The sequence below is a fragment of the Pseudomonas sp. Pseusp9 genome (assembly GCF_059491265.1).
The window spans coordinates 5,477,141-5,497,890 of sequence record NZ_CP168500.1 but is presented as its reverse complement, the minus strand read 5'-3'; the positions used below and the strand labels follow the sequence as shown (position 1 = coordinate 5,497,890).

Here is a 20,750-nt window from a genome sequence, read left to right as displayed (position 1 = left end):
AAGCGTTGCAGGGCTGGGCAACATAAAAATCATACGAAATCGTTCGGAAAAGGAAGTTTCTCGTGAAGCGACTATTCTGTTTGGCCGCGATTGCGGCCGCATTAATGGGGCACACCTTTACTGCGCAGGCGGCAGGTGTGGAGTTCGCGGTTGGTCAGACCAGCGATTCGACCATGACGTATCGACTGGGCATGCAGTTCGATTGGGACCAGAGCTGGTGGCAGAGTGACGTCGGTCGGATGACCGGCTACTGGAGCGGTGCCTACACCTACTGGGAAGGCGACAAGACCTCGAGCAACAACAGCCTGTCGTTCTCTCCGGTGTTCGTCTACGAATTTGCCGGCCAGAACGTCAAACCGTACGTTGAAGCAGGCATTGGCGTGGCGGTGTTCTCCCATACCCGACTCGAAGACAACAACATCGGCGGTGCTTTCCAGTTTGAAGACCGTATCGGTTTTGGCCTGCGCTTCAACGGCGGTCATGAAGTCGGGATCCGCGCGACGCACTATTCCAACGCCGGGCTCGCCAGTTCCAACGACGGTGTAGAAAGTTACTCGTTGCATTACACGTTGCCGTTGTAACACGCAACGCTGTACTAAATGTGGGAGCGGGCTTGCTCGCGAAAGCAGTGGATCAGTCGACACTGTAATCGACTGATCTGACGCTTTCGCGAGCAGGCTCGCTCCCACATTTGTATTTGGGTGACTTCAAAACTAGCGATACGCCGTCGAAATTCCCTGGCGTTCGTCGATGCACTCCGGTGCGCCCATCTCGAACTCCCGGCAGATCAGCGGACGTTTTTCGTAGATGGTGCACAACATCGTGTTGCGATCCAGTGCGGCACACCAGCCGTCGTCCAGGCGCAGCATGACTTCCCCGCCCCAGTCATCGGTATCGATGAACCGTTCAGGCACGCCCGTATCGGTGATCAGCATGACTTCGAGCTGACAGCAGCAGGCTGCGCAGCTCGAGCAGGTGATTGCGGGTTCCGCGATTTGCGTATGGGGGATGGTTTTCATGGCGCGCAGTGTAAGGCAGTCGCCGGGAGCTGTGTGAAAGGTCGGACGGACGCAGGTCCGCCCCGAGATACCGCTGCCGATGATTGCGATGTTCACGGTTGATCCATGATCGGCGGCAGGCTGCGCACCATGCGTTTGCCGATCTCCAGTTTCACTTGGTCCGGCAGTCTGGAGAGCGGCCAGAGGGTGGCCATGAACGCTGCCGGGAAAGCGATTTCCAGCGGACGGTCCCGGAGTTTTTCGAAGATGTGCCGTGCGGCTTTTTCCACGGGCCAGCTCAAGGGCATGGGGAATCCGTCTTTTGTCGTCAGCGGCGATTCGATACTCCCGGGGCTGATCACCGTGACTTCTATGCCTTCGGGAGCCAGGTCGATGCGCAGGGATTCGAACAGATAACGCAGCCCGGCCTTCGAGCCGCCGTGGGCTTCTGCCCTGGGCAGCGGCAGGTAAGTCACGGTACTGGCCATGGCCACCATATGCGGTGCGGTGCCGGCACGCAGCAGGGGCAGGGCAGCTTCGATGCAATAGCTGCTGGCCAACAGGTTGGTGCGCACCACGTGCTCGACAATCGACGCATCGAACTGCCTGGCGTCCACGTACTCGCTGGTGCCAGCGTTGAGTATCACAGTGTCCAGCGAGCCCCAGTCTTCGGCAATCTGCTCGCCAATTTCGCGCACGGTCTGGCTGTTGGTCAGGTCCCCGGCGACCACCAGTACCTGTCCCGGATAACGTAGTGACAAGTCTTTCAGTGGTGACACGGTGCGCGAACTGACGGCCAGGTGCGCACCGATCTTCAGGATTTCTTCGGCCATGGCGGCACCAATGCCGCTGCTGGCACCGGTCAACCAGTATCGTCGTGGGGGTGTACGACTCATCCCAATCTCCTTATCAGCCAGGCAATTGCCCGATCCGTCAAATGTTCCAGGTTGTCTTTTTCGAGTGCCACGAAGTACCGGGCAAACGGCTGCAGGAAACTACTCATGGGCACTCCCGGCCAACTCGGCGGATAGTTGCCGTGACGGCAGATTCTTGAACGCGGTCAAGGCGCGTGTACGCGAAGCACTCAAGTCGACGATCGGTGATGGGTAATCCGCAACACCGAAAAGGCCGCCGAGACTGGCGGGATTGTGCACGTCTTTTTTACCCAGCCCGGCCAGTTCCGGTAGCCAGTGCTTGATGAACAGGCCTTCGGGGTCGAATTTTTCCGACTGGCTCAACGGGTTGAAAATCCGGAAGTAAGGCGCCGAGTCAGTACCGGTGGAGGAACTCCACTGCCAGCCACCATTGTTCGCCGCCAAGTCGCCATCGATCAGGTGACGCATGAAAAAGCGTTCGCCTTCGCGCCAGTCGATCAGCAGGTTTTTGGTCAGGAACATCGCCACCACCATGCGCAGGCGGTTGTGCATCCAGCCGGTAGCCAGCAGTTGGCGCATGGCCGCGTCGATGATCGGCAAACCGGTGCGCGCCTGTTGCCAGGCGGCCAGCTCTTCGGGGGCATCGCGCCAGGCCAGCGCCTCGGTTTCCGGGCGGAACGCGCGGTGCCGGGACACCCGTGGGTAGCCCACCAGGATGTGTTTGTAGAACTCGCGCCACAGCAGTTCGTTGATCCAGGTGACGGCGCCGGTCTTGCCGCTTTCGAACTCACCCTGATTGCTGTTCAGGGCGGCGTGCAGGCATTGGCGGGGAGAAATCACTCCGGCGGCGAGATAGGCCGAGAGCTGACTGGTGCCGGGTTTTGCCGGGAAGTCGCGCTCGTTATGGTAATGGTCGATCTGTGCATCGCTGAAGCTGTCGAGGCGCTGCCGGGCTTGGTCTTCGCCCGCCGGCCACAGGCTGCGCAGGTTATCACCGGGTGTCGCAAAACCCTCGACACTCAAGGGGATCGCATCGCTGGCAATGTTCAGCGGTGCTTGCTTGTGCGGTGCGCAGACCAGGCTTGGCAGCGAGTGGTGCAGGCGTTCGTAGCAGACTTTGCGGAACTGGCTGAAGACCTGAAAGTAAGTGCCGGTCCGGGTCAGCACACTCCCGGGCTTGAACAGCAACTGATCGAGGTAGTGGCGAACTTCGATGCCTTCGGCCTGGAGCGTCCTGGCGACCGCTGCATCGCGACGGGTTTCATGGATGCCGTACTCTTCGTTGAGGTACACCGCGTCGATCTGCCATTGTCGGCACAGATTCAGCAACACGGCTGGCGCGTCCTCCCAGCGAGGTGCCCGGCGGACCAGCAGGGGAATGTTCAGTTGGCCCAATTCGTGGCTCAACTCACGCAGGTTACGTAGCCAAAAGTCCACTTTGCAGGGCGCGTCATCGTGTTCCAGCCATTGTTCCGGACTCAGCAGATACACGGCCACACACGGGCCGCGAGCCGCGGCGGCCGAGAGGGCGGTGTTGTCATGCAGGCGCAAGTCGCTGCGCAGCCAGATCAATTGCATGTTGGTATCCACGCGATTCATTTAAACCAGCCCACGCTGAATGAGTGCCTGATGTGCCGACAATGGGTCCTTGGCCAGGTACAAGTCAGCGATCCCGGTAACACTTGCGGACCACTCGGCGTGGTGGATGCATACCGTTGGTCCGGCAATCATTTTGGGGCAACTGACCCCTTTGAAAAGTTTCGGCAGTTGCGCCAGGTTCATGGCCTTGCTGGAGTACAGCAGAACCCCGCGGGGTCGCAGTAGTTCAACCGCCAATGCCAGTTCACCGACAGGCAGCGACCCGTCGAAGACCTCCACCGGGCAATCGGCACTGCTGATCAGCCAGCCCGTTAGCCACAGCTGAGGCTCCATGGGCAAGTCCGAGTGGTTGATCAGCAGCAGCGGTGCGGTGCGCAACTGACGATTGTTATGGTAGATGCGTGCGCCGAATTTGCTGCGCAGCCAGGCACAAAAAAAGACCCGCTCCATCTGCGCACCGAACTGCCCTTGCCAGCGTAGCTCCAGAGCGGCCAGCAGGGGCATCAGCAAGTGTTCGCACAGGGTGCGTGGCGGATACAGCGCCATCGCCTGATTGACGCTGTCATCCAGGGTGCGTTCCTGCAATTCACTGACGGATTGCAGCAACGTTTGCAGCAAGGTGTGCCAATCGTTGTCGACGGGCTCGCCGACGGCTTGCGGTATGTCGAGCAACTGCTTGACCTGGCTGACGGCAACACCACGGTTGAGCCAGGTGAGGATGGCCTGGATGCGTTGTACATGGTCGGCCGAAAACAACCGGTGCCCCTTGGGGGTGCGTTGCGGCAGGATCAGACCGTAACGCCGCTCCCAGGCGCGCAAGGTCACGGCATTGACGCCGGTTTGCCGCGCCACTTCACGGATCGGCAGCCAGCCTTCGCCCAGCGCCTTGTCAAAGTCATCGCCGAGGTCATCGCGGGCGCTGGTGTCGAGTGCTTTTTTCATTAGATGGCGTTTCGCAGGCTGAGGCTTTGCGGGTGCGATTGCAGGTAAACCTGCCGTGCGATGTACGGATCGGGGTGTTGGCGAAAGTGATGCTTGAGCAGTGTCAACGGCACAACCAGCGGCACGATGCCCAGGCGATACTGGCTGATCACGTGTTGCACTTGCTGCTTGTCTTCGCGGCTGATGGCCCGTTTCAGGTAGCCACAGAGGTGCTGCAGGACATTGGCATGGGTACCGCGGGTGGCGCACTTTGTCAGGGCGGCCATCAGTTCACTGAAATAGCGTGGGCCAAGTTCCTCCGGATCCGTATGGCCCATGTTGCCCAGCAGGTTGCCGAGCACTTTGTATTGCTCCGGGTTGTGCGCCATCAGCAGGTATTTGTAGCGCGAGTGAAAGTCCGTGAGAGTGCGCCGGGTCAAGCCCTGCTGGCACAGCTGCTGCCAGGCGCTGTAGGCGTATACGCGAGTGAGGAAGTTTTCCCGCAGCAGCGGATCGTTGAGCCTGCCGTCTTCTTCCACCGGCAGGTCCATGTGCATCAGGCAGGTGCCGATGGCGATTTTCGGTTTGGCGGGGGAGTGGGGCATCGGAGCACCTCGAATCTGAACCTGTACAAATATTTTGGTCTGTACAAGATAACTTCATCATAGATTCAAAGTTGTACAAGTCAAATTATATGTATAAGTATCTTGACCGGCTGCTGTCCGTGACGACAGCAGCGACTTGCTCGGATCGATGCTCTTTACTGCAGGTGTTCATGCAAACGGCGTGCGGCTTCCTGACCGCTGAGCCAGGCCCCTTCGACGCGTCCGGACAGGCACCAGTCGCCGCAGGCGTACAGCCCCAGGTCGGCATCGGCCAGGGTGCCCCATTCGTGACTGGTGGCCGGGCGGGCGTAGAGCCAGCGGTGGGCGAGGCTGAAGGTCGGCGCGGGCATCGAGTCATGCAGCAGTTCGGCGAATGCACCATGCAACTGTTCGATCACAGCCTCCTTGGGCAGGTCGATGTGCTGGCGACTCCAGGCGCTGGTGGCGTGCAGCACCCAGGTGTCGAGGGTGTTGTCGCGCCCGGGTTTGCTGCGGTTGCGAGCCAGCCAGTCGAGTGGGCTGTCCTGTACGAAGCAGCCTTCCATGGGGGTTTCCAACGGCGTTTCGAAGGCCAGGGCAATGGCCCAGGTCGGGTCCATTTTCACCCCGGCGGCGGCGCCCGCGAGTTTCGGCGCAGATGCCAGCAGAGCCGTGGCCTGTGGGGCTGGCGTGGCGATGACCACGTGGCTGAACGGTCCGTGGGTGAAGCCTTCGGCGTCCTGCAGATGCCAGTGTTCTTCACCGCGATAGACCTCGGTGATCCGGCAGGCGAAATGCACTTCAAGGTCACCGAGCAGGGCACGGGTGATGGCGCTCATGCGGGGCGTGCCGACCCAGCGGGTCTGCTCGTCCGGCGACAGGTTGAGCTGGCCGCCATGGTAGGTGTACAGCTGCGGCGTCCACTCGGCGACCCAGCCGTTGGCTTGCCAGCGCTGGACTTCCGTGACAAAGCGGCGGTCGCGGGCGGTGAAATATTGCGCGCCCATGTCCAGAGCACCCGCATCGCTGCGCTTGCTCGACATGCGCCCGCCGCTGCCGCGGCTTTTATCGAACAGTTGAACCACGTGCCCGAGGTCGGTCAGGGCCTGGGCGGCGGAGAGTCCGGCAATGCCGGTGCCAATGATTGCGATAGGTACAGTCATAGGGGCCTCGTTTACCTTTCTGTACAGACTACGCCGGGGTTCAAACCTGTACAATATTGTTTTTTGGTATAACTTTTAGCGTTCTTGTTCTGACAGCGTGGCCTATTGTTAAACATAGAGCCTGCTCGATACCAAAGATCCCTGCTTATAAAAATAGACTAATGGACAGGGTAAAACGCCACGCGAGGAAGAAGTCATGCACATATTGCTGACCGGCGGTACTGGTTTGATAGGACGTCAACTCTGTCGGCACTGGTTGGGGCAGGGCTATCGCCTGACTGTCTGGAGTCGCAAGCCTGAAAAAGTCGCGAAAATATGTGGTGTCCAAGTGCGTGGAATTGCCCGGCTGGAGGATCTGGGGCAGGAGCCGGTGGATGCAATCGTCAATCTTGCCGGAGCGCCGATTGCCGACCGGCCCTGGACGCACAAGCGTAAAGCCTTGTTGTGGAGCAGCCGGATCACGCTGACTGAAACCCTGCTGGCGTGGCTTGAAAGTCGCGAGCAGAGACCACGGGTCCTGATTTCCGGCTCGGCTGCCGGTTGGTATGGCGATGGTGGCGAGCGCGAATTGACCGAGGACTCGACGCCGGTCAACGAAGACTTCGCCAGCCAGTTATGCATCGCCTGGGAGGAAACTGCTCAGCGGGCTGAAACGCTGGGCGTTCGCGTCATTCTTATCCGTACCGGGTTGGTGCTGTCGGCGGAGGGCGGCTTTTTGTCGCGGTTGTTACTGCCGTTCAAGCTGGGCCTGGGAGGGCCGATCGGCAACGGTCGGCAGTGGATGCCGTGGATTCATATCAACGATCAAATCGCCCTGATTGATTTTCTTCTGCACCGCAACGAGGCCAGCGGTCCCTATAATGCGTGCGCGCCAAAACCGGTGCGCAACCGCGAGTTTGCCAAGGCGCTGGGCAGCGTGCTGCATCGCCCGACGTTGATGCCGATGCCGGCCTTCGCATTGAAGGTGGGGCTGGGCGAGTTGTCCTTGCTGTTGCTGGGTGGCCAGCGGGCCACACCGGTTCGCCTGGTGAAGGCGGGTTTCACTTTTCAGTTCATGGATTTGCGCGCGGCTCTGGACGATCTGTCCGGTCGCCTTTGAAATAGGACGTTGCATGACCGATCACGCGTTGCTTCTGGTCAACCTGGGCTCACCTGCCTCCACCTCGGTGGCGGATGTGCGCAGTTACCTCAATCAATTTCTGATGGACCCGTACGTGATCGACCTGCCATGGCCGGTTCGACGTTTGCTGGTGTCGCTGATCCTGATCAAGCGTCCCGAGCAATCAGCCCATGCCTATGCCTCGATCTGGTGGGACGAGGGCTCGCCGCTGGTGGTACTCAGCCGTCGCCTGCAACAAGCCATGACCGGCCAGTGGCAGCACGGCCCGGTCGAACTGGCGATGCGCTACGGCGAGCCGTCGATCGAGTCGACGCTGGTGCGCATGGCCGCAGCGGGGCACAAGCGAATCACGCTGGCGCCGCTGTATCCACAGTTCGCCGACAGCACCACCACTACGGTCATTGAGGAAGCCAGGCGTGTGGTGCGCGCGAAGAGCCTCGACGTGCAGTTGTCGGTGCTCCAGCCTTTCTACGATCAACCGGAGTACCTCGATGCGCTGGTGGCCACGACCCGGCCGCATTTGCAGCAGGACTTCGATCACTTGTTGATGAGTTTTCATGGGTTGCCGGAACGGCATTTGAAGAAGCTCAACCCGGGGCACAGTTTCGAGGGTGGCGGTGATTGCTGCGCCGGGGCCCCCCCTGAGGTGGTCGCCACCTGTTATCGCGGCCAATGCCTGCGTACGGCAGCAGAGTTTGCCAAGCGCATGGGGTTGCCGGAGGGCAAGTGGTCGGTGTCGTTCCAGTCGCGTCTGGGGCGCGCCAAATGGATCGAACCCTACACCGAAGCGCGCCTCGATGAGCTGGCCAAGAGAGGCGTGAAAAAGATTCTGGTGATGTGCCCGGCGTTCGTTGCCGATTGCATCGAAACGCTGGAAGAGATCGGTGATCGCGGGAAGGAGCAATTCCGCGCAGCTGGAGGAGAGGAGTTGGTGCTGGTGCCATGCCTCAACGATGACCCGCATTGGGCGAAGGCGTTGAGTGCATTGTGCGAGAGAGCGCCGTTGGTGCTTTAAAAGTATCGCGAGCAGGCTCGCTCCCACAGGGAAATGCATTTCAAACTGTGGGAGCGAGCCTGCTCGCGAAAGCTATTTCATAAACAGCAAAGCTCTTGAGGCATTACAGCAGCGGCTCATCCGCCTTCTTGTGCTTCCAGCTGTCATTGCCTGGCAGGATCAGATTCAAGCCTATCGCCACCACCGCGCACAGCGCGATGCCTTTGAGGCCGAAATCGTCCGGGCCGGTACCGGTGCCGATCAGCACGCCGCCGATCCCGAATACCAGGGTCACCGAAACAATCACCAGATTGCGCGCCTCGCCCAGATCGATCTTGTGGCGAATCAGCGTATTCATCCCCACTGCCGCAATCGAACCGAACAGCAAGCAGAGAATCCCGCCCATCACCGGCACCGGAATGCTTTGCAGCAGTGCGCCGAACTTGCCGATAAACGCCAGGCTGATGGCGAAGATCGCCGCCCAGGTCATGATTTTCGGGTTGTAGTTCTTGGTCAGCATGACCGCGCCGGTCACTTCGGCGTAGGTGGTGTTGGGCGGGCCGCCGAACAGACCGGCCGCCGTGGTGGCAATGCCGTCGCCGAGCAAGGTGCGGTGCAGGCCGGGCTTCTTCAGGTAATCGCGACCGGTCACGCTACCCACGGCAATCACGCCGCCGATGTGTTCGATGGCCGGGGCCAGCGCCACCGGAACAATGAACAGGATCGCCTGCCAGTTGAATTCCGGAGCGGTGAAGTTCGGGATAGCGAACCACGGTGCCGCGGCAATCTTCGCAACATCGACCACGCCGAAGTAGAACGACATGCCGAAACCGACCAGCACGCCGGAGATAATCGGCACCAGGCGGAAGATGCCCTTGCCGAAAACCGCGACGATCAGGGTGGTCAGCAGCGCAGGCATCGAGATCATCATTGCCGTCTGGTAATGAATCAGCTCACTGCCGTCGCCAGCCTTGCCCATGGCCATGTTGGCGGCAATAGGCGCCATGGCCAGGCCAATCGAAATGATCACCGGCCCGATCACCACCGGCGGCAGCAGACGGTCGATGAAACCGGTGCCTTTGATCTTCACCGCGAGGCCGAGGAAGGTGTAGACGAAACCTGCCGCCATCACGCCGCCCATGGTTGCGGCCAGGCCGAACTGGCCCTTGGCGAGAATGATCGGGGTGATGAAGGCAAAGCTCGATGCCAGGAACACCGGCACCTGACGCCCGGTGACGATCTGGAACAGGATCGTCCCCAGGCCGGCCGTGAACAGCGCTACGTTCGGGTCGAGACCGGTAATCAGCGGCATCAACACCAGGGCGCCGAAGGCCACGAACAGCATCTGCGCACCCGACAGCACCGTGCGCCAGAGCGGATCGTTGAACTCTTGCTGCATGCTCACGCGTCCTTCTGCTTGGTGCCGAAGATCTTGTCACCGGCATCGCCCAGCCCTGGGATGATGTAGCCGTGCTCGTTCAGTTTCTGATCAATGGAAGCGGTGTAGATGATCACGTCCGGGTGAGCTTTCTCGACCACAGCGATGCCTTCTGGCGCGGCGACCAGCACCATGGCGCGGATGTCCTTGCAGCCGGCTTTTTTCAGCAAGTCGATGGTGGCAACCATTGAACCGCCCGTGGCGAGCATCGGGTCGATGATCATGGCCAGCCGTTCGTCGATTTCCGGCACCAGTTTCTCGAGGTAGGTGTGGGCCTCGAGAGTTTCCTCGTTGCGGGCAACGCCCACGGCGCTGACCTTGGCGCCCGGGATCAGGCTGAGTACGCCTTCGAGCATGCCGATGCCTGCACGCAGGATCGGTACGACGGTGATTTTCTTGCCGGCGATTTTTTCGACCGATACGGTGCCGCACCAGCCTTCGATATCGTAGGCTTCCAGCGGCAGGTCTTTGGTGGCTTCATAGGTCAACAGGGCACCGACTTCCTGAGCGAGCTCGCGAAAATTCTTGGTGCTGATGTCTGCACGGCGCATAAGGCCAAGTTTATGACGGATCAGCGGGTGGCGGATCTCTTGGATGGGCATGGGGAAAGGCTCCGGCGGCGGGCAAAAAAACCGGCCTAGATTAATCTATCCGAGGGTGTTGTCCTATAGACATACAGTACGTTAGTCCACAAACGCTTGATCTGGCCGTGCGGGATGCGTACCTTTGCCCGCTTTTCCTGACTTCCAACCCCCCCTGGAGAGCGCCATGTCCGCTGATCTCGAGCATATCCGTCAAATCATGCGAGAGGCTGACTGCCTGTACACCGAAGCTGAAGTCGAGGCGGCCATCGCTCGCGTCGGTGCACAAATCAACGAACAAATGGCCGACAGCAACCCGGTGGTGTTCTGCGTGATGAACGGCGGGCTGATTTTCTCCGGCAAGCTGCTGACCTATCTGCAGTTCCCGCTGGAAGCGTCCTACCTGCACGCCACCCGCTATCGCAACGAAACCAGCGGCGGCGACCTGTTCTGGAAAGCCAAGCCGGAAGTTTCCTTCATCGACCGTGATGTGCTGATCATCGACGATATCCTCGACGAAGGTCACACCCTGGGCGCGATCATCGACTTCTGCAAACACGCTGGCGCACGTAAAGTGCACACCGCCGTGCTGATCGACAAAGACCACGACCGCAAGGCCCGTCCGGACCTCAAGGCCGATTTCGTCGGTCTGCCGTGTATCGACCGCTATATCTTCGGTTACGGCATGGACTACAAAGGCTACTGGCGTAATGCCAACGGGATTTTCGCCGTTAAAGGAATGTAAGACATGAATACGCCTCGCTTTCTGGATCAGACCTTGTTCGCCGAGCTGGCCGGGAAAGCCGCGGCCAATCCTCGTGGGCGCCAGCATCACAACTTCCACCAGATGGAAGACGCTTGTCATCGCATGGTGGTGGGATTGCAGCCGTCCACGTATATCCCGCCTCATCGGCATCTGGGCGACAACAAGGCCGAAACCCTGTTGGTCCTCAAGGGCCGGCTGGGCGTGTTGATCTTTGATGAGACGGGTACGGTGCTGAGCAAGACCGTGCTTCAGGCCGGTGGCGACTGTGTTGGCGTGGACCTGCCAACCGGTGTGTTCCACGGTCTGGTGGTGCTGGAGGCTGACAGCCTGATGTTCGAATGCAAGGCCGGCCCTTACCGTCCGGTCGGTGAAGGTGAACTGGCGCATTGGGCGCCGCGCGAAGGCGAGCCCGGTGTTGCCGAGTATCAGGCGTGGATGCGCGCGCAGTTCGACTGATTGATTTTGCACCCTGTAGGAGCGAGCCTGCTCGCGATGAACGCAGGAACGCCGCGGGGTATCAGGCTCCCAGCGTTATCGTTGACGACCATCGCGAGCCGGCTCGCTCCTACAGGGACGCGTTCACCCTTCGGAGCCAGCCATGAGCCTTTTGATCCGCAGTTGCGCCGCCCTGTTGCTGACCCTCAGCCTGCCTCTGGCCGCCGCGCCGGCGCCCATGCATGCACAGTTCCTGCCGCCCGATGACTTGAACCTGCGTGACAGCGATCCCGAGCAGCAACAACTGCTGCAGGTTACCGAGTATTCGGTGGTTGTCGGCAGCCAGCGTCAATCCAGTCAACAGCCGATTCCGGTCACTTCGCCGCTGCTGGTTCGACTCAAGGGCAAATCCCTGAACAAGGGCGCCACCATCAGCCAGGTGCTGGTCAATTTCGACGGCGAAAGCAAAAGCCTGAAGAAGCCGGTCTATGACGAGCCGAGCAAGACCCTGACTCTTTATTACCCGCTGGCGCAATACCGGGTGGTGATCGACTTGTTGCGCAACGACACGGTGTATTGCCAGTTTCTCAGCTACGCCAATGGGCATGTCTGGGCCGATCTGCACACCGGCAGCACTCGTCCGCGTTGAGCCCTGTGCCCGCGCAGGGGTAAACTGCCTGCCCCGTGAAATGTCTGCGAGCTGGAGTCGGCAATGCGTAAAGATAAAAAACAAGTGATTGGTGACGAGATCGGCGATGAGCAGATCAAGTTGTTCCTCGATTTCGAACCGGTCGACGCGACTTCTCCGTCCCTGCACAAACTGGTCAAGGCCTACCGTGGCCTGCGCATCGACGATTTCGAGCGTTTCCTGACGTTCTTCGTCGAGGCGGGTTACGACGTGAATGGCAAGGATGAGCACGGTAATGATTTTGTTGCCCTGATCAAGGATCAGCGCAACGCGGCGGATTACATCGAGTTGATCGAAAAATCTCGCGGCTGAGTAAATTTCAGCCATAAAAAAACGCCCCGTTCTCACCGAGAACGGGGCGTTTTTCATGGCGCCGAATCAAGCGTAGCTTTCGGTCTCGCTGCTGGCTTCAACCAGTTCCAGGGCAACATTGTTCTGCGCGTTGATCTTGCGATACAGCGCAGCGTCGGTCTCCAGAACCTTTTCCCGGGCCGGGAAAATTTCGGCCAGTTTGGTGGCCCATTCGCCCTTGGCTTTGCTCGGGAAGCATTTTTCGATCAGTTCGAGCATGATCGAAACGGTCACCGAGGCACCTGGAGACGCGCCGAGCAGTGCCGCGAGGGAACCGTCCTTGGCCGCGACCAGTTCAGTACCGAATTGCAGGACGCCGCCTTTTTTCGGGTCTTTCTTGATGATCTGCACCCGTTGGCCAGCCACTTCCAGACGCCAGTCTTCGGGTTTCGCCTGCGGGTAGAAGCGACGCAGGGAATCCAGGCGCTGCTCCATCGACTGCATCACTTCGCTGACCAGGTACTTGGTCAGGTCCATGTTGTTTTTCGCCACGGCGAGCATCGGGCCGATGTTGCCGGCGCGAACCGACATCGGCAGGTCCATGAAGGAACCGTGCTTGAGGAACTTGGTGGTGAAGCCGGCGTACGGTCCGAACAGCAGGGACTTCTTGCCATCGACCACGCGGGTGTCCAGGTGCGGCACGGACATCGGTGGCGAACCCACTGCTGCCTGGCTGTAGACCTTGGCCTGGTGGTGCTTGACCACTTCCGGGTTGTCGCAACGCAGCCACTGGCCGCTGATCGGGAAGCCGCCGAAGCCTTTGCTTTCTTCGATGCCCGAGGCTTGCAGCAGCGGCAGTGCCGCACCGCCAGCGCCGAGGAAGACAAATTTGGCGTCGACCTCACGAGTATTGCCGCTGTTGACGTCCTTGATGCTGACAGTCCAGCCGCCGTTGCTGCGCTTGAGGCCGGTCACGCGCTTGCAGTACTTGACCTGGGCATCGGGTGCGCTGGTCAGGTGCTTGAGCAGCTGGTTGGTCAGGGCGCCGAAGTTGACGTCGGTGCCATTGATCACGCGGGTCGCGGCGAGGGTTTCGCCAGGATCGCGGCCAGGCATCATCAGCGGCATCCACTCGGCCATCTTGGCCTTGTCTTCGGTGTATTCCATGTCGGTGAAGGCGTGGTGCTTGCTCAGTACCTTGAAGCGTTCCTTGAGGAAGGACACGCCGCTGTCGCCCTGCACGAAACTCAGGTGTGGCACCGGGCTGATAAACGATTTGCACGAGCCGAACGTGCCTTTTCGGGTCAGGTACGACCAGAACTGCTTCGACACCTCGAACTGGGTGTTGATGTGCACGGCTTTCTTGATGTCGACGGCGCCATCGGCTGCCTGCGGCGTGTAGTTGAGCTCACACAGCCCGGCGTGACCGGTACCGGCGTTGTTCCACGGGTTGGAACTCTCCGCGGCACCGGAATCCATCAGCTCGACGACTTCCAGCTTGATCGCGGGGTCGAGCTCTTTGAGCAGTACCGCCAGGGTGGCACTCATGATGCCGGCCCCAACCAGTACTACGTCGACTGCTTCGTTATGCGCCATTTAACGCGTCTCCAAAATCTGCAGCACCAAATTGACGGCATGGCTGCCAGGAGTGACGGGGCGTGTCTGTGTTGCCCCAGGTACCCATGGCAGGATCGCCATGTCCGAATCTTCGCAATTTTTTGCAACTTCGACGGACGCTACCTGCCGGGTCTAATCAGAGCCCCATGAACTCATTTCAACGAGCGGCTGGCAATTCGACTTATGGTCGATACATCCGTTTGTGCAACCAAATCCGTAGCGGACAGGCTTCAGGCTCCGGTGTTCGAGGAATACTCGGTCCTGTGTCGTCGGGCTGTTGTAGACGCTAATGGTGCATGTTCAGACGCAAAACTATTCATTTGCTCGCCACACTCTTGTGAAGTTGTGAAAACCCGTTTTTTTCACGCTCTTTTGAAGACGTGAACCTCAAAAAGGGCTGTCCCAGCCTGGCACCGCGCCCGGATGGATTGCCGCCATGGGATACAGGGCAGGCAAAACGGGCAAACAGCTCAGTGACCGAGCGTAATGACAGCTCTGCAGATTCGCGAAAAGTGGAGGTTTTGCTCAACGAAACAGCAAGCGCGCCAGCTTCACTCGATCTGTGTGGGCGGCTCTCTGTGGGCGGTGCGGGGTGTCAACACAAGCGCATTGACGGTGCTGCGAGGCCCGATCAGGAGACGTCCTTATAATCGGGGGGAGATTGTATCTAAGAAACGCAGGGAATTGGTCGTGTTTAATGACTTTTATTAGGTGTTTGGTCAGGTCGTCATCAATTGCTGTGCACGCGAGCGTGGCTGGTGCTGTTGCGAAACGATGCGGGCGCCGGCCGGCAGCGGCTTATTCAGCCAGTTCAGACGGATTTCTTCGATTTCAACCCAGCCATCGCCCATGGGCTGGAGGCTGCACTGCTTGAAGGCCTGGCAATGGCCATTGCTGTCGAGCAGGGCAAAGCAGCGGTGCAGTGGGCGTGGTGCAAACAACGAGACGAGGTATCGCATGGCAAATTACCTTGTGGGGATGGTTATTGTGAAATTAGCCCACTAGTCGTTACGTGCAAGTGTAGGGGTGATGACAGACAGGTGACAAGAACCGCTTACCCGGGAGGTTGTCAAAGATTTCATCAAACACAGTGAGGCGCTGGTTCCCCACAGTGGCGCACCGCTATACTGCCGGCCTGTTTGTGCCTGATTCTGGAGAGAAGAGCATGTTGCAACGCCTGTTGTTCGGTTTGATCACTGTGACCAGTTTGACCCTGGTTGGCTGCGCCCACAGCCCGCAACAACTGAGCCCGGAACCCAAGCTGACCGCCCAGCTGGCCCCGGTCGGCCATGGCCAGCCCGTTGTGGTACGTGTAGTGGACGGTCGTCCGTCGCCGACTCTGGGCACCCGTGGCGGCCTGTATCCGGAGACCAGCGCGATCACCGTGCAGGGCGCGCAGATCCTGCCGAAGCTGCAGGCCCAGGCTGAAGCCGCAGTGCGTCTGTTGGGCTTTACCCCGACGAACAACGCCATGAATGCACCGCAACTGACCGTGACCCTGGCAGAGTTGAAGTACCAGTCGCCCAAGGAAGGCATGTACGTGACCGAAGCCACCATCGGCGCGACGTTCCGCTCCGATGTACAGAACGCCAACCGTCGCTACAGCGGTCGTTATGGTTCGTCCCTGGACCAGCGCTTCGGTATGGCGCCGAACCAGGAGACCAACACCAAGCTGGTCAGCGATGTGTTGAGCGATGCGTTGACCCGCCTGTTCAAGGACCCGACCGTGGGTCAGATTCTCGGCGAGTAATGCGAGCCCACTGTAGGAGCGAGCTCGCTCGCGATGGTCGTGAACGATTACGCGGGGAATCTGATACCCCGCGGCGCCCTCAAATCCATCGCGAGCAGGCTCGCTCCTACAGGGGCAAGGGAATCACGCGGCTTGCGAGTAAAAATCCAGCACACTCACACCGGTCAGCAAATCCGTTTCCGGCAAATCCGCATGTTGATGCCCGCCCAAGGCGCAATACACCAGCCAATGGCGGTCTTGAACGTTGAAGGCAAGGCTGCCGACGAGGGTTTGCTGTTCTTCGCTCGGGGTGATGAGGTAAAGACGATCCTGGTTTTCGGCGTGGAGCATGACGTGGTCCTTGTCGGTTTCGAGGCGCGCATGGTCGCCGATACAGATGACGAAGCCGTGACTCAGGGCAGCCATTGATCAATTGCTTCGTTATTTGTCGGAAACAGGGGGCAGGAGCGCAGGCTTTCGGTAGAATCCGCGCCGCGGTCGCCGGTCCGGCACCTGCCACCTGTTTTACTTGAGGTCTGTGATGTCGCTGCACTTGATGACGCTGTTTACCGCCCATCCCGCCAAATTGATCAATCTGCTGGCCTTGCTCTTTGCCTTCCCGGGCGGCTGGTTGCTGCACGCCACCCGTCGCCGCGAACTGCGCGCGATGGCCAGTTTGCAGGCGCAGCGCCAGAGCAGCCCCAATGTGGAGCCTGCGCTGGACTGGGCGACCTTGCGCATGAACCGGTTTTTCTACATTTTCGGTTTTGCCTGCATGGGGATGGCGTTGCTGGTGTCGTGGATCAGTACTCAGGTCTGACGTGTTGACGCAGCACCCTCGCAGATACAAAAACGGCGCCTCGAGGGCGCCGTTTTTGTATCTGGCCGAAACCGCTTACAGCGGCAACCCTGCCTTCACCCGGTACTGATTGCGCACCGGCGTCGCATACTGCAGCACCAGGAATGGACGATGCTCTTCGGGGCAGGCGTCCAGGCGGCGTTGCCATTCTTCCTGGGCCTTGGCCAGTTCCTCGGCCGGGAACACTTGCGCCGCTTTTGGTACCTGCAGCTGCGGGTCAGCGTCTTTCCACTGTGCATAAGCCAGGTAATGCACCGGGAACAAGCGATAGCCACTGAGGATTTGCCTGTCCATCTCGACCGCCAATTGCTTGGTGTCTTCGAACAGATCGGTAATCGGCGCGGCAAAGTTCACATGCACCCGGCCCTTGTAGCCGGTGATGCCCTTGGCGATGCTCACGTCGTCCTCGCCCGGCACCTTGGTGTAGCTGCCGGTGGTGGTGCGGATGTACAGCTCGCGGGCCTTGGCCTGATCGCACGGGTCGTATTCGTAGCTGATCGACACCGGGGTCAGGTTCAGCGATTGAATGACTTCACCGAACGGCTCGTCCTTGCGGCTCATGTGGAACATCTTGAGGATTGCCGATTCGGTACGGTCGTCACCGTCTTTGGCGCGCCCCTCGGCCTGGGCGATCCAGATCGAGGCGCAATCGTTGCGGATCGAATGGTTGATGTACGCCGACAGCAATTGATAGGCCGCCATTTTCTCCCGGCGCCCGCTGATCGAGCGGTGCACGATGAAACTCTTGTTCAGGCGCATCAGGTCGCTGACGAAAGGCTTTTGCAGCAGGTTGTCGCCAATGGCGATGCGCGGGGTCGGCAGACCGGCGTGGTACACGGCATAGTTGACGAAGGCCGGGTCCATCACGATATCGCGGTGGTTGGCGATAAACAGGTAGGCACTGCCGGACTTGAATTGCTCCACCCCGGTATAGGTGACACCGTCGGTGGCGCGCTCGATGGTGTGGTCGACGTAATGCTCGACTTTGTCCTGTAACGTGGCCACGGAGGTCACGCTGGCAAACTCACGACGTAGCCGATGGGCTATAAGAGGTTTGAGCGCCCAGCCTAATGCGCCGGCGAAACGCGGGAAGCGGAAGTGGGTGAGGATATCTAGAAACGCCTTGTCGCCGAGTAGCCGTGCCAGCACTGCCGGGACTTCACTGTCGTCGTAAGGACGGATGGCATCGAATTCGCCCATCATGCTCTCTTGTTAGAAACGGCTAGGGTAAGTAAAGGTTTTCATCGAAAACCGGCGGGGCACGGTCTGAAAAAGTAGCCAGACAAAAATAGCCCTGCAAATAGACCGGCGATTATACGCACAAGTCACTTGGGAGACCGCGATGCTGGAAAATGCGCTGTATGAATGTCCGTATTGTGGTGAAGAGGTCGAGACTACTCTGGATTTGTCCGGTGGCGATCAGACCTACATCGAGGACTGTCAGGTGTGCTGCCGGCCGATAACGTTCGTGTTGCAGGTTCATGGAGAGGAATGGCATCTCGATGTGTTCAGTGAAAACGAGTGAGGAGCGTGTATGCGGCGCATCTACGATCCGGAAAACCTGATGGAAGGCGAGTTGCTGCAAGGCATGCTCGCCAGCGAGGGCATCGAGGCGCATCTGGTGGGCCGTGATTTGCTCGGGGGCAGCGGCGAGTTGCCGATCTATGGCCTGCTCGGGCTGTCGGTCGAGAACGACAAGGCCGATTACGCTCGCGAGCTGATCACCGCGTACAATGCCGCGCTGCCGCTGTCTGGCGATGAACCGGACAGCTTTCCCGGCACGCTGGTCTGTTAGGCTGGCGTTCGTTTGATCAAGAGCCGTGTTGCCCCATGTGTGGACGTTATGCCCTGTTTCGCTGGAATCCCGCCTTTGCGGCGCTGCCCGGTTTTCCCGCCGACCAGCAGGCGCAGTGGAACATTTCCCCCAATGATTCGGTGCTGATGCTGCGGGCCGAGCCTGGCGGCCAGCGCACGCTGGCCCGCGCCCGCTGGGGCCTGACGCCGCCTTGGCTGACCGACCTGTCGCGGACTCCGGCCCACGCCCGTGCCGAAACCGTTGCCGAGCAACCGATGTTCCGCGAAGCCCTGCGCTTGCGCCGCTGCCTGTTGCCGGCCAATGGTTTCTACGAATGGCGTGGGACGACGCGCAAGCGGCCGTACTGGCTGACACCGGGGGAAGGCTCGTCATTGTTCTTTGCCGCGATCTGGGAGGCGTATCCGGTTCAGGAGCAGGTCTGGCTGAGTACGGCGGTGATCACGCAACCGGCGGCGAGCCAGCGGCGGCCATTGATTCTCGATGAGGCCGGGCAGGCGGCATGGCTGGATCCGGCTACGCCGCTGCATGCCTTGCAAGCCTTGCTGGCCAGTGAGCCCGCCGCGTTGCGCGAGCGGGTGCTGGCGAACATGGTGAATGATCCGAAGCTCAATGGGCCGGAGTGTCTGACGCCGGGTTGATGTGTTGGCTGTGCTGACGCCATCGCTGGCAAGCCAGCTTCCACAGGTTTTGTGAACGCCGCAAATCCCTGTGGGAGCGGGCTTGCCCGCGATGGGGTCTGCGGATCAGACCCTGAACTGATTGATCAACCGCCGCTGCTGCTCGGCCAGTTTGGTCAAGTCCGCACTGGCTGCACTCGACTCATCTGCACCACCGGCCACTTCGTTGGCCACTTGGCCGATGTTGATCACGTTGCGGTTGATATCGTCCGCTACCGCACTTTGCTCTTCGGCCGCGCTGGCAATCTGGGTGTTCATGTCATTGATCACCGACACCGCCTGGGTAATGGTTTCCAGAGCTTCGGCGGCCTTGGCGGCGTGCAGTACGCTTTCGTCCGTGCGGTTCTGACTGTCTTCCATGACTCGCACCACATCCCGCGTGCCTTGCTGGAGTTGCTGGATCATGGTCTGGATTTCTTCGGTGGCCTTTTGTGTCTTCTGCGCCAGGTTGCGCACTTCGTCGGCCACCACGGCAAAGCCTCGGCCCTGCTCGCCGGCACGGGCGGCTTCGATGGCGGCGTTCAGGGCCAGCAGGTTGGTCTGCTCGGCGATCCCGCGAATGGCGGTGAGGATGGCATTGATGTTTTCGCTGTCCTTGGCCAAAGTTTGCACTACGCCGACGGCCCTGCCGATCTCCACGGCGAGGGCGCCAATCGAGTCCGACGTGTCACGCACGATCTGCATGCCCTGGCTGGCGGCCTGATCGGCATGGCTGGCGGCCTGTGCGGCCTGGGTCGCATTGCGCGCCACGTCCTGGGCGGTGGCGGTCATTTCCTGCACGGCGGTGGCCACCTGGTCGATCTCGGCCATTTGTTTGTGTACACCGGTGTTGGTGCGGATGGCGATGTCGGCGGTGTGTTCCGACGAATCGCTGACGCTCTGCACCGAAGTCACCACCTGGGTGATCATCGCCTGCAACTTGGCCAGGAATGTGTTGAAGCCTTTGGCGATCGAACCCAGTTCATCGGCGCGGTCGCTGGTCAGGCGCCGGGTCAGGTCACCTTCGCCCTGGGCGATATCGTCGAGCATGGCCACCATCTGCTTGAGTGGGCGGGCGATGCCGTGGCCTACCAGCCAGATCACCAGCAAGCCGATACCGGCAATCACCAGACCGACCATCGCCATGCCGAAGGTGTCGGATTTGCGTTGTGCGTTCAGGTCGGCCTGGAGTTTTTGCAGGTCGGCCATCACCGCGTCCAGCGGCAGTTGCAGCATCAAGGTCCAGCGGGCGTCGGTCTGGCCGATGCCGAAAGGCAGGTACAGTTCGATCCGGCCCTGGGCCTTGTCGACGGTGTAGGTGACTTCGCCGCGCTTGAGATTGGCCATGTTGGCCATCTGCTTGCTGTCGAGGATGTCGCTGACTTTTTCACCGAATTTGCTCGGATCCTTGGTGTACGCAACGATCCGGCCATTGCCGCCAATCAGGGCCATCTCACCTGCGCCGCTGTAGAGTTTCTGGTTGGCGCCCAGGAGCATTTCCTGAATGAAGTTCACCGACAGGTCGGCGCCGACAATGCCCTGGAAGGCACCGTTGAGCATGATCGGTTCAATAAAGGAGGCGAGCATGACGATTTTGTCGCCCACCTTGTAAGGCGCCGG

24 protein-coding genes and 2 pseudogenes are annotated in these 20,750 nt (G+C 60.0%); 12 read left to right on the top strand and 14 right to left on the bottom strand.

Features of this window, described 5'->3' with window-relative positions; all coding sequences use genetic code 11:
• Positions 1–62 precede the first annotated feature (62 nt).
• Positions 63–581 (top strand): acyloxyacyl hydrolase, encoded by a 519-nt coding sequence (locus tag ACEN8E_RS24985; protein ID WP_495590265.1) that lies wholly within the window; start codon positions 63–65, stop codon positions 579–581.
• A gap of 132 nt (positions 582–713) precedes the next feature.
• Here the strand turns inward: ACEN8E_RS24985 and ACEN8E_RS24980 are convergent, their stop codons facing one another.
• The 6 genes and pseudogenes from ACEN8E_RS24980 to ACEN8E_RS24955 form a co-directional block, all read right to left on the bottom strand.
• On the bottom strand, positions 714–1,019 hold the full coding sequence (locus tag ACEN8E_RS24980; RefSeq protein WP_495593394.1) for a YkgJ family cysteine cluster protein: 306 nt from the start codon (positions 1,017–1,019) through the stop codon (positions 714–716).
• Between the two features lie 92 nt (positions 1,020–1,111).
• Positions 1,112–1,894 carry an SDR family NAD(P)-dependent oxidoreductase gene (locus tag ACEN8E_RS24975; protein WP_495590264.1) on the bottom strand — a complete coding sequence of 261 codons (783 nt, stop codon included), beginning with the start codon at positions 1,892–1,894 and terminating at the stop codon, positions 1,112–1,114.
• A 99-nt stretch (positions 1,895–1,993) separates the two neighbouring features.
• A complete protein-coding gene (gene phrB / locus ACEN8E_RS24970) occupies positions 1,994–3,451 on the bottom strand; it encodes a deoxyribodipyrimidine photo-lyase (protein WP_495590263.1) in 1,458 nt (485 codons plus the stop codon).
• 21 nt (positions 3,452–3,472) lie between these two features.
• Positions 3,473–4,414 carry a MerR family transcriptional regulator gene (locus tag ACEN8E_RS24965; RefSeq protein WP_495590262.1) on the bottom strand — a complete coding sequence of 314 codons (942 nt, stop codon included), beginning with the start codon at positions 4,412–4,414 and terminating at the stop codon, positions 3,473–3,475.
• Positions 4,414–4,956, bottom strand: a pseudogene (locus tag ACEN8E_RS24960) (YbgA family protein); the annotation flags it as partial. The pseudogene ACEN8E_RS24960 and the gene ACEN8E_RS24965, both read right to left, overlap by 1 nt.
• Positions 4,957–5,153: 197 nt before the next feature.
• The gene (locus ACEN8E_RS24955) at positions 5,154–6,140 is read right to left on the bottom strand and encodes an NAD(P)/FAD-dependent oxidoreductase (protein WP_495590261.1); all 987 of its coding nucleotides are present in this window, start codon (positions 6,138–6,140) and stop codon (positions 5,154–5,156) included.
• 196 nt (positions 6,141–6,336) lie between these two features.
• Here ACEN8E_RS24955 and ACEN8E_RS24950 point away from each other — a divergent pair, with 196 nt between their 5' ends.
• Both ACEN8E_RS24950 and hemH read left to right on the top strand, forming a co-directional pair.
• The gene (locus ACEN8E_RS24950) at positions 6,337–7,239 is read left to right on the top strand and encodes a TIGR01777 family oxidoreductase (RefSeq protein WP_495590260.1); all 903 of its coding nucleotides are present in this window, start codon (positions 6,337–6,339) and stop codon (positions 7,237–7,239) included.
• Between the two features lie 13 nt (positions 7,240–7,252).
• A complete protein-coding gene (gene hemH, locus ACEN8E_RS24945; protein WP_495590259.1) occupies positions 7,253–8,275 on the top strand; it encodes a ferrochelatase in 1,023 nt (340 codons plus the stop codon).
• A gap of 103 nt (positions 8,276–8,378) precedes the next feature.
• Here the strand turns inward: hemH and ACEN8E_RS24940 are convergent, their stop codons facing one another.
• Positions 8,379–9,653, bottom strand: coding sequence for a uracil-xanthine permease family protein (locus ACEN8E_RS24940; RefSeq protein WP_495590258.1), 1,275 nt, complete (start codon positions 9,651–9,653; stop codon positions 8,379–8,381).
• 2 nt (positions 9,654–9,655) lie between these two features.
• Complete coding sequence (upp, locus tag ACEN8E_RS24935; protein WP_495590257.1) at positions 9,656–10,294, bottom strand: uracil phosphoribosyltransferase; 639 nt, start codon at positions 10,292–10,294, stop codon at positions 9,656–9,658.
• A 166-nt stretch (positions 10,295–10,460) separates the two neighbouring features.
• On the opposite strand from upp, the gene ACEN8E_RS24930 reads away from it, so the two are divergent.
• From ACEN8E_RS24930 to ACEN8E_RS24915, 4 genes are all read left to right on the top strand, one after another.
• Positions 10,461–11,018, top strand: a complete 558-nt coding sequence (locus ACEN8E_RS24930; RefSeq protein WP_007981338.1) for a hypoxanthine-guanine phosphoribosyltransferase — start codon at positions 10,461–10,463, stop codon at positions 11,016–11,018.
• 3 nt (positions 11,019–11,021) lie between these two features.
• Positions 11,022–11,495, top strand: a complete 474-nt coding sequence (locus tag ACEN8E_RS24925) for a WbuC family cupin fold metalloprotein (RefSeq protein ID WP_495590256.1) — start codon at positions 11,022–11,024, stop codon at positions 11,493–11,495.
• A 142-nt stretch (positions 11,496–11,637) separates the two neighbouring features.
• On the top strand, positions 11,638–12,123 hold the full coding sequence (locus ACEN8E_RS24920; protein ID WP_495590255.1) for a hypothetical protein: 486 nt from the start codon (positions 11,638–11,640) through the stop codon (positions 12,121–12,123).
• A gap of 63 nt (positions 12,124–12,186) precedes the next feature.
• Positions 12,187–12,474 (top strand): PA4642 family protein, encoded by a 288-nt coding sequence (locus tag ACEN8E_RS24915; RefSeq protein ID WP_495590254.1) that lies wholly within the window; start codon positions 12,187–12,189, stop codon positions 12,472–12,474.
• 66 nt (positions 12,475–12,540) lie between these two features.
• On the opposite strand, the gene mqo is transcribed toward ACEN8E_RS24915, so the two are convergent.
• Both mqo and ACEN8E_RS24905 read right to left on the bottom strand, forming a co-directional pair.
• Positions 12,541–14,049: a malate dehydrogenase (quinone) gene (mqo, locus tag ACEN8E_RS24910; protein ID WP_495590253.1), complete on the bottom strand. Its 1,509-nt coding sequence runs from the start codon at positions 14,047–14,049 to the stop codon at positions 12,541–12,543.
• A gap of 740 nt (positions 14,050–14,789) precedes the next feature.
• Positions 14,790–15,029: a hypothetical protein gene (locus ACEN8E_RS24905; protein WP_495590252.1), complete on the bottom strand. Its 240-nt coding sequence runs from the start codon at positions 15,027–15,029 to the stop codon at positions 14,790–14,792.
• A gap of 206 nt (positions 15,030–15,235) precedes the next feature.
• On the opposite strand from ACEN8E_RS24905, the gene ACEN8E_RS24900 reads away from it, so the two are divergent.
• Positions 15,236–15,820: a YajG family lipoprotein gene (locus ACEN8E_RS24900; protein ID WP_007973847.1), complete on the top strand. Its 585-nt coding sequence runs from the start codon at positions 15,236–15,238 to the stop codon at positions 15,818–15,820.
• Positions 15,821–15,943: 123 nt separating this feature from the next.
• Here ACEN8E_RS24900 and ACEN8E_RS24895 read toward each other — a convergent pair whose 3' ends face one another.
• Positions 15,944–16,150: a hypothetical protein gene (locus tag ACEN8E_RS24895; RefSeq protein WP_033048315.1), complete on the bottom strand. Its 207-nt coding sequence runs from the start codon at positions 16,148–16,150 to the stop codon at positions 15,944–15,946.
• A gap of 190 nt (positions 16,151–16,340) precedes the next feature.
• Between ACEN8E_RS24895 and ACEN8E_RS24890 the strand changes: the two genes are divergently transcribed.
• Positions 16,341–16,619, top strand: coding sequence for a hypothetical protein (locus ACEN8E_RS24890; RefSeq protein WP_429385168.1), 279 nt, complete (start codon positions 16,341–16,343; stop codon positions 16,617–16,619).
• Positions 16,620–16,694: 75 nt separating this feature from the next.
• Here the strand turns inward: ACEN8E_RS24890 and ACEN8E_RS24885 are convergent, their stop codons facing one another.
• The gene (locus ACEN8E_RS24885) at positions 16,695–17,858 is read right to left on the bottom strand and encodes a 1-acyl-sn-glycerol-3-phosphate acyltransferase (protein ID WP_495590251.1); all 1,164 of its coding nucleotides are present in this window, start codon (positions 17,856–17,858) and stop codon (positions 16,695–16,697) included.
• Between the two features lie 142 nt (positions 17,859–18,000).
• On the opposite strand from ACEN8E_RS24885, the gene ACEN8E_RS24880 reads away from it, so the two are divergent.
• Genes ACEN8E_RS24880 through ACEN8E_RS24870 form a run of 3 tightly spaced genes read left to right on the top strand, consistent with a single transcriptional unit; the run spans position 18,001 to position 19,112 of the window.
• A complete protein-coding gene (locus tag ACEN8E_RS24880) occupies positions 18,001–18,183 on the top strand; it encodes a CPXCG motif-containing cysteine-rich protein (RefSeq protein WP_495590250.1) in 183 nt (60 codons plus the stop codon).
• Between the two features lie 9 nt (positions 18,184–18,192).
• Positions 18,193–18,453, top strand: a complete 261-nt coding sequence (locus ACEN8E_RS24875; RefSeq protein WP_495590249.1) for a putative signal transducing protein — start codon at positions 18,193–18,195, stop codon at positions 18,451–18,453.
• Positions 18,454–18,488: 35 nt separating this feature from the next.
• Positions 18,489–19,112: an SOS response-associated peptidase gene (locus ACEN8E_RS24870; protein ID WP_495590248.1), complete on the top strand. Its 624-nt coding sequence runs from the start codon at positions 18,489–18,491 to the stop codon at positions 19,110–19,112.
• Positions 19,113–19,217: 105 nt separating this feature from the next.
• Here the strand turns inward: ACEN8E_RS24870 and ACEN8E_RS24865 are convergent, their stop codons facing one another.
• Complete coding sequence (locus tag ACEN8E_RS24865) at positions 19,218–19,961, bottom strand: methyl-accepting chemotaxis protein (RefSeq protein WP_495593393.1); 744 nt, start codon at positions 19,959–19,961, stop codon at positions 19,218–19,220.
• 111 nt (positions 19,962–20,072) lie between these two features.
• Positions 20,073–20,270, bottom strand: a pseudogene (locus ACEN8E_RS24860) (HAMP domain-containing protein); the annotation flags it as partial.
• Between the last annotated feature and the right edge of the window lie 480 nt (positions 20,271–20,750).

Bases quoted from the DNA above. Each gene is read 5' to 3' on its own strand.
- ACEN8E_RS24980 (WP_495593394.1), bottom strand. From the start codon at position 1,019: ATGAAAACCATCCCCCATACGCAAATCGCGGAACCCGCAATCACCTGC.
- ACEN8E_RS24975 (WP_495590264.1), bottom strand. From the start codon at position 1,894: ATGAGTCGTACACCCCCACGACGATACTGGTTGACCGGTGCCAGCAGC.
- phrB (WP_495590263.1), bottom strand. From the start codon at position 3,451: ATGCAATTGATCTGGCTGCGCAGCGACTTGCGCCTGCATGACAACACC.
- ACEN8E_RS24965 (WP_495590262.1), bottom strand. From the start codon at position 4,414: ATGAAAAAAGCACTCGACACCAGCGCCCGCGATGACCTCGGCGATGAC.
- ACEN8E_RS24955 (WP_495590261.1), bottom strand. From the start codon at position 6,140: ATGACTGTACCTATCGCAATCATTGGCACCGGCATTGCCGGACTCTCC.
- ACEN8E_RS24950 (WP_495590260.1), top strand. From the start codon at position 6,337: ATGCACATATTGCTGACCGGCGGTACTGGTTTGATAGGACGTCAACTC.
- hemH (WP_495590259.1), top strand. From the start codon at position 7,253: ATGACCGATCACGCGTTGCTTCTGGTCAACCTGGGCTCACCTGCCTCC.
- ACEN8E_RS24940 (WP_495590258.1), bottom strand. From the start codon at position 9,653: ATGCAGCAAGAGTTCAACGATCCGCTCTGGCGCACGGTGCTGTCGGGT.
- upp (WP_495590257.1), bottom strand. From the start codon at position 10,294: ATGCCCATCCAAGAGATCCGCCACCCGCTGATCCGTCATAAACTTGGC.
- ACEN8E_RS24930 (WP_007981338.1), top strand. From the start codon at position 10,461: ATGTCCGCTGATCTCGAGCATATCCGTCAAATCATGCGAGAGGCTGAC.
- ACEN8E_RS24925 (WP_495590256.1), top strand. From the start codon at position 11,022: ATGAATACGCCTCGCTTTCTGGATCAGACCTTGTTCGCCGAGCTGGCC.
- ACEN8E_RS24920 (WP_495590255.1), top strand. From the start codon at position 11,638: ATGAGCCTTTTGATCCGCAGTTGCGCCGCCCTGTTGCTGACCCTCAGC.
- ACEN8E_RS24915 (WP_495590254.1), top strand. From the start codon at position 12,187: ATGCGTAAAGATAAAAAACAAGTGATTGGTGACGAGATCGGCGATGAG.
- mqo (WP_495590253.1), bottom strand. From the start codon at position 14,049: ATGGCGCATAACGAAGCAGTCGACGTAGTACTGGTTGGGGCCGGCATC.
- ACEN8E_RS24905 (WP_495590252.1), bottom strand. From the start codon at position 15,029: ATGCGATACCTCGTCTCGTTGTTTGCACCACGCCCACTGCACCGCTGC.
- ACEN8E_RS24900 (WP_007973847.1), top strand. From the start codon at position 15,236: ATGTTGCAACGCCTGTTGTTCGGTTTGATCACTGTGACCAGTTTGACC.
- ACEN8E_RS24895 (WP_033048315.1), bottom strand. From the start codon at position 16,150: ATGCTCCACGCCGAAAACCAGGATCGTCTTTACCTCATCACCCCGAGC.
- ACEN8E_RS24890 (WP_429385168.1), top strand. From the start codon at position 16,341: ATGTCGCTGCACTTGATGACGCTGTTTACCGCCCATCCCGCCAAATTG.
- ACEN8E_RS24885 (WP_495590251.1), bottom strand. From the start codon at position 17,858: ATGGGCGAATTCGATGCCATCCGTCCTTACGACGACAGTGAAGTCCCG.
- ACEN8E_RS24880 (WP_495590250.1), top strand. From the start codon at position 18,001: ATGCTGGAAAATGCGCTGTATGAATGTCCGTATTGTGGTGAAGAGGTC.
- ACEN8E_RS24875 (WP_495590249.1), top strand. From the start codon at position 18,193: ATGCGGCGCATCTACGATCCGGAAAACCTGATGGAAGGCGAGTTGCTG.
- ACEN8E_RS24870 (WP_495590248.1), top strand. From the start codon at position 18,489: ATGTGTGGACGTTATGCCCTGTTTCGCTGGAATCCCGCCTTTGCGGCG.
- ACEN8E_RS24865 (WP_495593393.1), bottom strand. From the start codon at position 19,961: ATGGCCGAGATCGACCAGGTGGCCACCGCCGTGCAGGAAATGACCGCC.